General features: G+C 72.8%; 11 protein-coding genes. 5 read left to right on the forward strand and 6 right to left on the reverse strand.

The window, feature by feature from the left end:
* Positions 1-49: 49 nt before the first annotated feature.
* Positions 50-769, reverse strand: coding sequence for a pentapeptide repeat-containing protein (locus tag DJ476_RS14890; protein WP_318294699.1), 720 nt, complete (start codon positions 767-769; stop codon positions 50-52).
* 101 nt (positions 770-870) lie between these two features.
* Between DJ476_RS14890 and DJ476_RS14895 the strand changes: the two genes are divergently transcribed.
* A complete protein-coding gene (locus tag DJ476_RS14895) occupies positions 871-2,070 on the forward strand; it encodes an NAD(P)-binding protein (protein WP_112490741.1) in 1,200 nt (399 codons plus the stop codon).
* Positions 2,071-2,270: 200 nt separating this feature from the next.
* Positions 2,271-3,272, forward strand: a complete 1,002-nt coding sequence (locus DJ476_RS14900; protein WP_112490742.1) for a zinc-binding dehydrogenase — start codon at positions 2,271-2,273, stop codon at positions 3,270-3,272.
* A 73-nt stretch (positions 3,273-3,345) separates the two neighbouring features.
* Here DJ476_RS14900 and DJ476_RS14905 read toward each other — a convergent pair whose 3' ends face one another.
* Positions 3,346-4,308, reverse strand: coding sequence for an aminoglycoside phosphotransferase family protein (locus DJ476_RS14905; RefSeq protein ID WP_404827513.1), 963 nt, complete (start codon positions 4,306-4,308; stop codon positions 3,346-3,348).
* Here DJ476_RS14905 and DJ476_RS14910 point away from each other — a divergent pair.
* Together DJ476_RS14910 and DJ476_RS14915 are read left to right on the forward strand one after the other, a co-directional pair.
* Entirely contained in the window at positions 4,307-5,059 is a 753-nt protein-coding gene (locus DJ476_RS14910; protein WP_318294700.1) for a rhomboid-like protein, read from the forward strand. The two genes, DJ476_RS14905 and DJ476_RS14910, sit on opposite strands and share 2 nt — an antisense overlap.
* A 76-nt stretch (positions 5,060-5,135) precedes the next feature.
* Positions 5,136-6,545 carry an NAD(P)/FAD-dependent oxidoreductase gene (locus DJ476_RS14915; protein WP_112490743.1) on the forward strand — a complete coding sequence of 470 codons (1,410 nt, stop codon included), beginning with the start codon at positions 5,136-5,138 and terminating at the stop codon, positions 6,543-6,545.
* Positions 6,546-6,568: 23 nt separating this feature from the next.
* Here the strand turns inward: DJ476_RS14915 and DJ476_RS14920 are convergent, their stop codons facing one another.
* On the reverse strand, positions 6,569-7,195 hold the full coding sequence (locus tag DJ476_RS14920) for a sortase domain-containing protein (protein ID WP_103420043.1): 627 nt from the start codon (positions 7,193-7,195) through the stop codon (positions 6,569-6,571).
* A gap of 85 nt (positions 7,196-7,280) precedes the next feature.
* Positions 7,281-7,727 (reverse strand): MarR family winged helix-turn-helix transcriptional regulator, encoded by a 447-nt coding sequence (locus DJ476_RS14925; RefSeq protein ID WP_112490744.1) that lies wholly within the window; start codon positions 7,725-7,727, stop codon positions 7,281-7,283.
* Between the two features lie 121 nt (positions 7,728-7,848).
* Here DJ476_RS14925 and DJ476_RS14930 point away from each other — a divergent pair, with 121 nt between their 5' ends.
* A complete protein-coding gene (locus tag DJ476_RS14930; RefSeq protein ID WP_112490745.1) occupies positions 7,849-9,339 on the forward strand; it encodes an MFS transporter in 1,491 nt (496 codons plus the stop codon).
* Between the two features lie 875 nt (positions 9,340-10,214).
* Here the strand turns inward: DJ476_RS14930 and DJ476_RS14940 are convergent.
* Both DJ476_RS14940 and DJ476_RS14945 read right to left on the reverse strand, forming a co-directional pair.
* Positions 10,215-10,721 carry a hypothetical protein gene (locus DJ476_RS14940; RefSeq protein ID WP_112490746.1) on the reverse strand — a complete coding sequence of 169 codons (507 nt, stop codon included), beginning with the start codon at positions 10,719-10,721 and terminating at the stop codon, positions 10,215-10,217.
* Between the two features lie 354 nt (positions 10,722-11,075).
* Positions 11,076-11,564: a hypothetical protein gene (locus DJ476_RS14945; RefSeq protein WP_162638699.1), complete on the reverse strand. Its 489-nt coding sequence runs from the start codon at positions 11,562-11,564 to the stop codon at positions 11,076-11,078.
* Positions 11,565-11,582 lie beyond the last annotated feature (18 nt).

The raw sequence follows: 11,582 nt of genomic DNA on the forward strand, positions 1-11,582 counted from the left end.
GCCGTCCGGCCGCCCCGAAACCGCCTCCGGCCACCCCGGAAGCGTCCCCTCACCCCTCCACCCGCACCCCGATCTGCGCCGCGAACGCCGGGGCCAGCTCCATCAGCTGGGCCGGGCTGATCACCGCGCCCGCCAGCCGGTCCACGCCCCGGGCGATGTCCAGCTCGGCCACCGCCCGCAGGTCCACCGACTCCATCCGCGCCGCGCCGAAGTCCGCCCGCTTCAGCGCGCAGTCCCGGAACTCCACCCGCACCAGGTGCGCACCGCCGAAGTCCGGCTCGGAGAGCACACAGCCCTCGAAGACCACGTCCTTCAGCCGGGCCTCGCGCAGATTCAGGTAGTCGATCTTCCCGCCGCGCACGACCACCCGCTCCAGCACCGCCCCGTGCAGCTGCACCCCGCCCAGCCGGGCGTCCACCACCTCCACATCCCGCAGCGACGCCTCCGCCAGGTCGGTGCCCACGCCCCGTACGCCGGTCAGCACCGAGTCGATGAAGCGGGTCCGCACCAGCTCCGTACGGTCCAGGGAGCACTCCTCCAGCGCGCAGTCCATGAACCGCGCGCCCGGGCCCGACGCGTCCGCCAGGTCCACCCCCTCGAACCGCACCCCGTCGTAGTCGCCGTCCGGCTCCAGGCCCTCGCCCCCGTACGGAACGAGCGGCGGAAGCCGCACCTCCGGGCGCCGCGCCGCCGCAACGGTGTCCTTCTTGGCCCTGCCCGGCCCGGGTGCCCTGCCCGGCCTCGCCGTCCTGCCCGTACTCGCTGCCATGACCCCATCGTGACGCACACCACTGACAACGCCCCCGCGCCCCGTGTCACGCCCCGCCGCCCCCGGTCCGTCGCACCATCGAAGAACCGAAGGAGTTCCCCATGGAGCACGCTCACGTCCACGTCGTCGGGGGTGGCCTCGCCGGGCTCACCGCCGCGATCACCGCGGCCGAATCCGGCGCCCGCGTCACCCTGTACGAAGGCCACCGCACGCTCGGCGGGCGGGCCAGGACCGCCGACGGCCCCTACCGCGCCAACGAGGGTCCGCACGCCCTCTACCGGCGCGGCCCCCATTGGTCCTGGCTCGCCCGGCGCGGGCTGCTCGGGCCCGTCGTCCCCGTACCGCCCCGCGAAGGCCTCCGGTTCCGGTTCCGCCGCGACGGGGCCGCCCGCAGGACCCCGCCCCTCGCCCTGCTGCGGCTCGCCCGGCGCAGCGCCCGTACGGCGCCCGTGGACGCCGACTTCCGGAGCTGGGCCACCGGGCAGGTCGGCGCGGCGGGCGCCCGGGCCGCCGCGAACTCCGCCGCCACCGCCCTCTTCCACCACGACCCCGGCGCGCTCTCCGCCCGGTTCGTCCAGGAGCGGCTGCACCGGCTCGGCTCGCTCCCGCCCGAGGCCCGCTACCCCGTCGGCGGCTGGGCGCGGCTCGTCGAACGCCTCGCCGGCCGCGCCCGCGGTCTGGGGGTCGCCGTCGAGACGGGTGCCCGCGTCGCCCCCCGTACGCTCGGTGAACTGGCCCGTACGGGACCGGTCGTCGTCGCCACCTCGCTCCCCGCCGCCCGCGTCCTGCTCGACGACGCGTCCCTCACCTGGGAGAGCGGCCGGACCGTCCTGGTGGACCTGGCCCTGCGCACCCGGCGCGGCGACGCGTTCGCGGTCTCGGACCTGGACGCGCCCGGCTGGCTGGAACGGTTCACCGGCCAGGACCCCGGGCTCGCCCCGGCCGGGGAGCAGCTCCTCCAGGGCCAGTTCCCGGTCGGGCCCGACGGGCGGAAGGCCGAGGGGACCGCCCGCGCCGAGGAACTCCTCGACCTCGGCTTCCCCGGCTGGCGGGAGCGCACCACCTGGCGCACCGAGGCGCTGGCCGACGGCCGCACCGGGGCCGTCGACCGCCCCGGCACCACCTGGCGGGACCGGCCCTCCGTCATCCGCGGCGACGGCGTCTTCCTCGCCGGTGACCAGGTCGCCGCCCCCGGCCTCCTCAGCGAGGTCTCCTTCACCAGCGGCCTCGAAGCCGGGCTGCTCGCCGTACGGGGCGCCGGGCGGCACTCCGGGGCGGGGGTTGACCTCAACCGGACTTGAGGTACGAGGGTGGGGGCGGGACGAGCCGACACCGGGCCCACGCGGGTCGCACCACCTGGTCCACCCGGGCGGGTCGCACCACCTGGTCCACCCGGGCGGGTCGCACCACCCGCACCACCCGCACCACTCGCCGAGCCCGAGCACGGCCCGCCCCCACCCGTCGTCCCCGTCGTCAACCGCCCGCCCCCGAGGGAGCCCTCATGCACGCCGTCCGCCTCCACGCCTTCGGTCCCGCCGAGAACCTCACGTACGAGCGGATCGAGGACCCCGTCCCCGGCCCCGGCCAGGTCCGCATCGCGGTCGAGGCCGCCGGCGTACACCTCCTGGACACCGCCCTGCGCGAAGGGCAGACCGGGCCCTACCCCGCCCCCGCCGAACTCCCCACCGTCCCCGGCCGCGAGGTCGCCGGAACCGTCGAGTCCGTGGGCGAGGGCACCGACCCCGGCTGGCTCGGCAAGCGCGTGGTCGCCCATATCGGCATGGCCCCCGGCGGCTACGCCGAACTCACCGTCACCGAGGCCGACAAGATCCACGAGATTCCCGGAACCCTCGGCGCCGCCGAAGCCGTCGCCATGATCGGCACCGGCCGCACCACCCTCGGCATCCTCGGCTTCACCGACCTCGGCCCGGACTCCGTGGCCGTCGTCACGGCGGCGGCGGGCGGGATCGGGACCCTCCTCGTCCAGTACGCCAAGAACGCCGGGGCCACCGTCATCGCCCTGGCCGGCGGCCCCGCCAAGGCCGCCCGCGCGGAGGCGAACGGCGCCGACCTGGCCCTCGACTACACGCTCCCCGACTGGCCCGACCGGGCCCGGGCCTTCCTCGACGCGCACGGCCTGTGGGCGACGGTCGTCTTCGACTCCGTCGGCGGGGCCACCGCCCGCAGCGCGGTCGGCCTCCTCGGCCGGGGCGGGCAGCACATCGTCTACGGCTGGTCCGGCGAGGGGCTCCACGAGGGGCGGCCCCTCACCTTCACCCCGGAGGAGCTGGCCCAACGCGGCATCACCTCCGGCTCCGTCCTCGGGCCCCGGATGATCGAGCGCGGCGGTGGCCTGCGCGCCCTGGAGACCCGCGCCCTCGCGGAGGCGGCGGCGGGCCGGCTGCGCCCCGCCGTCCAGCGCTACCCGCTCGCCGAGGCGGCCGCCGCGCACCGCGAACTGGAGACGCGCGGGACGGTGGGAAAGGTGGTGCTGGAGCCCTGAGTGAGGCCCCCGCGCCCCATCTCACCGCCCCGCCTTACCGCCCCGCCCCACCACTCCGTCCCACCGTCCCGCCTCACCGCCCCAGCAACCGCCGCGCGATCTCCGCATGGTCAGGGGCGATCCGGCCTTCCCTCTCCCCCTCCCCCTCCCCCACCGCCCACACCGTGTTCTGGAGCACCCGCCCCAGCGTCCAGGCCCGCGCCCGCCCCCGGTCCCGCTCCAGGCCCAGCGCCTCCGTCAACGCGTCGAACCGCCACACCACCTCGTCCGCGTCGAAGAGGTTGACCAGCGCCGGGAACAGCTCGAACCCCGGGTCGCCCGCCAGCGGCTTGGGGTCGAGCGCCACCCACTCCCCCGCCCGCCCCGCGTCCGCGCGCCCCGCCAGGACGTTGTCGTAGTGCAGGTCCCAGTGGAGCAACCGGTCCCCCGGCTCCCCCGCCACCTCCCGCACCGCCGCCGCGCAGTCCGCGAGCAGCCGCCGGTCCGCCGCGTCGGCCAGCCGCCCCACCGTCCCCGGAGCCGCCGCCAGCATCCGCTCCACCGCACCGCCCAGCGTGCGCAGCCCCTCCGGCGCGGGCACCGCCGCCAACCGGGCCAGCACCCCACCGAGCACCCCTACGGCACCCCTCACGTCAGCCACCGCCGACAACGGCCGCCCCTCGTCCAGCCGTTCCAGCAGCAGCGCGCCGGTCCCCGGGTCGTGGTCGAGCAGCTCCACCGCCCCGGCCCCCGCGGCGCCCCACGCCCGCAGCGCGACCGGCTCGCCCGCCGTCTCCTCGTCCACCAACTGGAGCTTCAGCGCCGCCGGCACCCCGTCCGCCTCGCGCACCACGGGCAGGACCAGCGCGCACACGCCGTACATGGACGGCCCGTCCGGCCGCAGCCCCCACCCCTCCAGGAACCGCCCGGCCAGCTCCGGCAGCGCGGCGATGAAGGCCCGTCCGGCGGCCCCGTTGTATGCGTACTGAGTAGCGATCAGTTCGTCCGGGATGTCGATCACACCGGCGATCCTAGGGCCGTGCGTCAATCGGACCATGTCCCGTAAATCCCCGGGCCCCACCGCGGACAGCGACACCGACAACAGCAGCGACAACGGCCGGAGAAGAAGCCGTCGCGCCCTCTCCGCCGTACGCCGCTGGATCGTCACCGCCCCGGGCACGTACAGCTGGCTGGCGGTCCTCTTCGTCACCACCGTCCTGCTCCACCGGACCACCCCCGCCTTCGAGCACGGGGCCTCCGACGGGTCCTCCGGCGGGCCCTCGTGGGACCCCGTCCGCCCCCTGATCTCCGGCGTCCTGTGGATCGACGGCGGCCACTGGCTCCCGTACGCCGTCCTGTTCACCGTCTTCCACGCCACCGCCGAACACTGGCTCGGCACCCTGCGCTGGCTCGCCGTCGCGGTCCTGGCGCACGTCCTGGCCGTGCTGCTCGGCGAGGGCGTCCTCGGCTGGGCGGTCCGGTACGGGGACGCCTCGCCGTCGGCCGGCAACACCCTGGAGGTCGGGGTGAGTTACGCCCTCGCCGGGGTGGTCGCCGTCCTCACCTACCGGGTGCCGCACCCCTGGCGGTACGTCTACGCCTTCGCGGTCCTCGTCTTCTACGGGGTGCCCCTGGCCGCCGACGGCCGTACGGTCACGGACCTGGGCCACGTCACCGCCGTACTGACCGGACTCGCCTGCTACCGCCTCACCCGCAAAGCCCCCTCCGCCGGGAAGCGCGGAGCCCCCTCCCAGGGGAAGCCTGGAGCCCCCTCCCCGGAGAAGACGGAACGCCCCGCCGCGCAGTAACGTCCCGCCACACATACGCTCGGCATCACACCGAAGACCGGGCACCAGCGGCACCGGACAGGGACCCAGGGGCATCATGAGCACCGTCAGCAACGCCAGTACCGTCAACGGCGGCATATCGTTCTGGTACGCGCAGGAGGGCACCCCCACCCCCCGCGAACCCCTGCCCGGCGACGCGAGCGCCGACGTCTGCATCGTCGGCGGCGGCTACACGGGGCTCTGGACGGCGTACTACCTGAAGAAGGCCGTCCCCTTCCTCAACATCACCGTGCTGGAGGCCAAGTTCTGCGGTTACGGGGCCTCCGGCCGTAACGGCGGCTGGCTCTACAACGGCATCGCGGGGCGCGAGCGGTACGCGAAGCTGCACGGCCACGACGCCGCCGTACGGCTCCAGAAGGCGATGAACGAGACGGTGGGCGAGGTCGTCCGGGCCGCCGCCGAGGAGAAGATCGACGCCGACATCCACCGGGGCGGCGTCCTGGAGGTCGCCCATACCCCGGCGCAGCTCGCCCGGCTCAAGGACTTCCACAGCGTCGAGATCGCGTTCGGGGAGACCGACCGGGTCCTGCGCGGCGCCCGCGAGACCGCCGAGCGGATCAGGGTCACCGGGGCCGTCGGCTCCACCTGGACCCCGCACGGCGCCCGGCTCCACCCCGCCAAGCTGGTCAAGGGGCTCGCGGACGCCGTGGAGGCGCTCGGGGTCACCATCCACGAGTCGACACCGGTCACCGAGATCAAGCCCAAGCACGCCGTCACCCCGTACGGCACGGTCCGCGCGCCCTACATCCTGCGCTGCACCGAGGGCTTCACGGCGGGCCTCAAGGGGCTCAAGCGGACCTGGCTCCCGATGAACTCCTCCATGATCGCCACCGAACCGCTCCCCGCCCGCATCTGGGACACCATCGGCTGGGAGGGGCGCGAGACCCTCGGCGACATGGCCCACGCCTATCTCTACGCCCAGCGCACCGCCGACGACCGCATCGCCATCGGCGGCCGCGGCTACCCCTACCGCTACGGCTCCGCCACCGACCACGACGGCCGCACCCAGCCCGCCACCATCGCCGCCCTGCGCGACCTGCTGGTCCACCTCTTCCCCACCACGGCGGGCGCCCGCATCGACCACGCCTGGTCCGGCGTCCTCGGCGTCCCCCGCGACTGGTGCGCCACCGTCACCCTGGACCGCTCCACGGGGCTCGGCTGGGCGGGCGGGTACGTCGGCTCGGGCGTCGCCACCGCCAACCTCGGCGCCCGCACCCTGCGCGACCTCATCCAGCAGGACTCCGGCCAGGCGGGCCCTACCGACCTGACGGCGCTGCCCTGGGTGAACCACCGCGTCCGCCGCTGGGAGCCGGAACCCTTCCGCTGGCTCGGCGTCCACGGCCTGTACGCGGCCTACCGCGCCGCCGACCGCCGCGAGACGGTCTCGCCGCGCCCCGGCACCGACCCCATCGCGAAGGCGGCGGACCGCATCTCGGGCCGCCACTGACCGCCTGAGCCGCCGCTGACGATCTAGTCGGGCTCCTCGGCCACCAGCACCCCCACCTTGTCGATCCGGTGCTCGGGGTTGCCGAGGTCGTCGCGCCAGAAGTTCCCGGCCGCGTCGTCCTCGGGGGTCGCGCAGGTGGAGATCGTGATCATGGCCCTGGTCGGCTCCTCGCCCGGCTTCCCCGGCACCTCCGCCCGCTGCTCGTCGAGCGACCGCTCACTGCGGAAGGAGGTCTTCCGGGTCTCGGTGATCTCGTACGTGTACGTGGTGCCGTCCTCCGTCACGTACACGGGATCGCCCTTGCCGAGATCCGGCAGCTCGCGCAGCACGCCCCCGGCGCTGAGCCGGTGCGCGGTGACGAGGTAGTTGCCGACATCGCCCGGCCCGACCCCGCCCTCCTCCCCGTACGGACTGGAGGCGACACCCCGGTCCTGGATGCGGCTGCCGGGACGGTCGTCGGTGGTGCCCTCGTACGGCACCACGTCCAGGTCCTCGACGCCGATGGCGGGGATCTCCAGGACGGCGGTCTCGGTGCGGGGTTCGGTGCGGTCGGCGGGGGCGGCCGGTGCGAAGGCGGCCGTCAGCAGGACGGCGGCACCGGCACAGGCGAGAGCCGTGGGAAGCGTACGAGAACGGCGGCGGCGGTTCATGAGCGTCCATCCCCATCCCGGTCCGGGGCAGTACCTCCAGTACACCAGGACACGGCCGGGACCGCGCCGGGGAACGGGCCGCGCGTCAGTCGCGGGGCCAGGGCCGCCCGTCGAGCCGCTCGATGGAGAGGTTCAGCCGGCTGAGCGAGTCCGCGAGCTGCTCCGCCTCCTCCGGCGTCCAGTCGGCCACGACCTTGGCCAGCCCCGCCACGTTCCGGTTGCGGTCGCTGTCGAGCCGGCGGGCGCCCTCGTCGGTGATGGCGAACTTACGGGCGATGCCCCCGTCGGGGTCCGGGATGCGCTCGACGACCCCGGCTCGCAGCATCGCGGCGGTCTGCCGGTTGAGGGTGGAGGCGTCCAGGCCGAAGGCCTCGCTGAGCTGGCTGATGGACATGGGGCCCTCCACCTCGATCCGGCTGAGCAGGATGTAGGCGCTGCGGTCGAGCCGCCACTCCGCACGCGGGGCGAGCAGGTGCATGTACCGGCCGAGCAGCATCGTCTCGCGTTCGATCCGGTCGAGGGGCAAGTCCACGCATCCAGGTATATCACAATGGATATGCATGATGCATACGATGTGCATGATGCACATTCCCTGTATCCTGCCTGACCGAACAGCCCGCCGAGGTCCGAGGGCTGAGAAACGGAGACACCCCGTGGAGACCCCACCGCCCGCACCATCCTCCCCGGGGGCACCCGCGGCCCGCTCCGGCGCCATCGTGGCTATCCTGGCCTTCGCCGGCATCGTGGCCGCGCTCACGCAGACCCTGGTGGTGCCGCTGATCGCGCAGTTGCCGGTCCTGTTCGACACCTCCGCGTCCAACGCCTCCTGGGTCATCACCGCCACCCTGCTGGCCGCCGCCGTCTCCACGCCGGTCGCCGGACGGCTCGGTGACATGTACGGCAAGCGGCGGATGCTGCTCGTCTCCCTCGTACCGCTCGTCCTCGGCTCGGCGGTCTGCGCCCTCTCCTCGTCCGTGATCCCGATGATCACCGGGCGCGGCCTCCAGGGGCTCGGCATGGGCGTGGTGCCGCTCGGCATCAGCCTGCTGCGGGACGTCGTCCCGGCGGAGAAGCTCGGCCCGTCCATCGCGATCATGAGCGCGTCGATGGGCGTGGGCGGCGCGCTCGGTCTGCCCTTCGCCGCCGCCGTCGCGGAGAACACCAGCTGGCGCGTGCTCTTCTGGGTCGTCGCCGTACTCGCCCTCGCGGTCGGCACCCTGATCACCGCCCTGGTCCCCGCCGACCGCCCGGCCACCGCCGCGGCGGGCCGCTTCGACCTGCCCGGCGCCATCGGCCTGGGCGCCGCGCTGATCGCACTCCTGCTCGCCGTCTCCAAGGGCGCCGACTGGGGCTGGTCCAGCGCCACGACGCTCACCCTCTTCGCCGCCGCGCTCGTCCTCCTGCCCGCGTGGGCCCGGTGGGAGCTGCGGCTGCGCGACCCGCTGGTCGACCTCCGCGTGACCGTCCGCCCCCAGGTCCTGATGACGAACACGGCCTCGGTCCTGGTCGGCTTCGCGATGTACGCGCAGTCCCTCGTCGTCCCCCAGCTGCTCCAGCTCCCCGAGACGACGGGCTACGGCCTGGGCCGGTCCATGCTGGCGATGGGCCTGTGGATGGCCCCGGCCGGGCTGATGATGATGGTGATGTCCCCTCTCGGCGCCAAGCTCTCCGCCGCCAAGGGCCCCAAGGTCACCCTCGCCGTCGGCAGCCTCCTCATCGCGGCGGGCTACGGCCTCTCCGTCCCGCTGATCGGCTCCGGCTCCCCGTGGAGCCTGCTGCTGGTCACCCTCGTCTGCAACTCCGGCGTCGGCTTCGCCTACGGGGCCATGCCCGCCCTCATCATGAGCGCGGTCCCCGCCTCCGAGACCGCCTCCGCCAACAGCTTCAACGCCCTGATGCGCTCCATCGGCACCTCGTTCGCGGCGGCCGTCATCGGCGTGGTCCTGGCCCGGATGACGACCGACTTCGGCGGCTTCCCGCTGCCCTCGGAGAACGGCTTCCGCACCGCCATGCTGATCGGCTGCGGGGTGGGCCTGGCGGCCGCGGTGGTCGCTGCGCTCATCCCCGTACGGACGGCGAAGGCACCGCCCCAGCCGGCCGCACCCGCTCCGGAGGTGCCGCACGCGTCCGCCGCCAGGGCTTGAGCACCCTCAGCGCGCCCGCCTCACGCGCCACCACCGTACGGAAGCCGCGGGGCGGGCGCCCGGTGATCCGCTCGACGGCGTCGGTGGTCCGGTCCTCCGCGCCCGCCGCGACGGCCAGGTCCAGGTCGGCCGGCATCCCGGCAAACGCGGCGGGCGTCTCGGCGGCCGGATCGGGGGCACCGGGCGGCGGGTGCTGGGAGCGGGGGCGCCGATGGCAATGCGGCGTCTTCCGTCGCGGTGAATCACTCATGGCGAAGGAATTCGGGAACGCCTTCGGTCGACAGCGGGTCATCCAGCAACCGCACAGGCATGCCTTCCGGCGCCCGGACCCGCGACACGAGGACACCGCGGAGGCAGGCGGCGCACCATAGGAGCGCGTACCCGACTCGGGTATCGGGGTTGACGATGAAGCGGACCTGGAGCCTGGGCAGGCCGCAATCCGGACACTCACCCAGATGCGGTCGGCCTTGCTGCCCGGACGCCTGAGCCAGCACTCGCAGCCAATTCGAACGGTCGGCCATCAGCCCACCCTTCCGTTGAAGTGGCTCAAGAACTGGTCTTCGGAGGCGTACGCCGCTCGCTACCAAGCGGCTTCCTTTTCAAGTGACTTCGGCTTGCCAAATGCCTGAAGCTGCATGACGCACAAGCGCTCGTGCTCAATCGTCCTGACCAATGAGGTGTGACGGTAAAGCCGCCTACCGATCAGGCCCACACCACGGTTGGTCTAGGCCCTCATTCCTTCGAGACCCCACGGGCCTGTCGCGCCGTCCTGTCGACCACACGCTTCTGCACGGAGACAGGGGCAACGAAGTCGCCAGTGTCGAAGGGCCTACGTGACAGCCTTGCGGATGCACGTATCAATCCGCTCGCACCGGTCAGTCCTCTTCACAGATGTCCTCCGGCAACAGGTGCCGCGCTGTCGCCAGCAGCCGCTCCAGCCGCGCCGGAACCGTCTCCACATCCTGCAGAAGCCAGTACGCGTAGGCTGCAGTGCCTTTGGCCCAGCCGGATAGCACCTCCTCGTACAGAGCCCAGGTGCCAGCTCGCACCTCCTTTCTGCACTCCTCTGCGATTCCTTCGTCATCAACGACGGTGAGAGAACTGAGAAGTTCAAGAAACCGATGGCGGGCCGAAGGAGAAATACCACGGTCGGCCAGCCCGGCCATGAGCACCCGTGCAACGGGAACCGCAGTCTTCGTCGTCCAGCTGTCCTGGATCACGTGGAAGTCAATACCGCGCGGTTCAGCCTCCTCCAGTGTCCTGGCACGGGCCATCCGCAACAGATCTCCTGGCACATGCGCGGCTGATGGGCACTTGCGGCAGGGGAGCGCGGACCAGTCGTACAGCCCGATCTCCAACTCCATCGTCGTGATTGCCTTCACCTGCCCAGTATCCCAACTCGTCCCACAAGCCAACCGACTCCTCTTCTACGCCGGGTTCAAACTGGCCGGGGGACGGGTAGTCAAGCTGACACTTCAGGCCGCCTTTCTCCGGCCCCGCGACAACAGTGTCATCCGGCTGACGGCTCGCGTTGTACGCGATGGTGAACCGTACCTTCGTGGGGTCGCCGCCGAGCGCGTGCACGACGTTGCCCTCGGCACAGTAGCTGAGCCCGGTTTTACAGCCGCCCGACTGGGCGAGGGCAACGTCTCCCGTATCAATCCGCTCACACAGAGAACGGGCAGGACCTCGCTTCGTCGGCATGAGGTCCTGCCCGTCACTCCGCCCGCCGCCGGTCAGTCCTCCTCGTAGAGGTCATCCGGCAGCAGGTGTCGCGCTGTCGCGAGGAGACGGTCCACGCGGGCCGGGTTGGTCTCCGCGTCCTTCAGGAGCCAGTAGGCGAGAAGGGCGCTTCCCTTGGAGTCACCGGACAGGATCTCCTCGTACAGGGCCCAGATACCGCCTTTGACCGCGTCCAGGCACTCAGCGGCAAGGTCCTCGTCATCCACGATGACGAACGACCAGAGGAGGTCCAGGAACTGGTTCCGGGCCACCGCCGAGACACTCCGGTCGGCCAGGCCGGCCATCAGCACCCGGGCAACCGGGACAACCGTCGGTGTCGCCCAGCTCTCCTGGAGCACGTGGTACTCAATGGCTTTCGGCCTGGCCTCCTCCCGGTTCTGCGCACGGGCCATCCGCAGCAGTTCCGCGGGGACGTGCGCGGCTGACGGACAGCTGCGGCAGGGGAGCGCGGACCAGTCGTACAGTCCGATCTCCAACTCCATGGTGTTCATTGTTCTCAT

The organism is Streptomyces bacillaris, assembly GCF_003268675.1.
GTDB classification, from domain to species: domain Bacteria; phylum Actinomycetota; class Actinomycetes; order Streptomycetales; family Streptomycetaceae; genus Streptomyces; species Streptomyces bacillaris.

Excerpts from the sequence above, each read along its gene's own strand:
- DJ476_RS14915 (WP_112490743.1), top strand. The coding sequence starts at position 5,136 with ATGAGCACCGTCAGCAACGCCAGTACCGTCAACGGCGGCATATCGTTC.
- DJ476_RS14900 (WP_112490742.1), top strand. The coding sequence starts at position 2,271 with ATGCACGCCGTCCGCCTCCACGCCTTCGGTCCCGCCGAGAACCTCACG.
- DJ476_RS14905 (WP_404827513.1), bottom strand. The coding sequence starts at position 4,308 with ATGGTCCGATTGACGCACGGCCCTAGGATCGCCGGTGTGATCGACATC.
- DJ476_RS14910 (WP_318294700.1), top strand. The coding sequence starts at position 4,307 with ATGTCCCGTAAATCCCCGGGCCCCACCGCGGACAGCGACACCGACAAC.
- DJ476_RS14895 (WP_112490741.1), top strand. The coding sequence starts at position 871 with ATGGAGCACGCTCACGTCCACGTCGTCGGGGGTGGCCTCGCCGGGCTC.
- DJ476_RS14945 (WP_162638699.1), bottom strand. The coding sequence starts at position 11,564 with ATGGAGTTGGAGATCGGACTGTACGACTGGTCCGCGCTCCCCTGCCGC.
- DJ476_RS14920 (WP_103420043.1), bottom strand. The coding sequence starts at position 7,195 with ATGAACCGCCGCCGCCGTTCTCGTACGCTTCCCACGGCTCTCGCCTGT.
- DJ476_RS14890 (WP_318294699.1), bottom strand. The coding sequence starts at position 769 with ATGGCAGCGAGTACGGGCAGGACGGCGAGGCCGGGCAGGGCACCCGGG.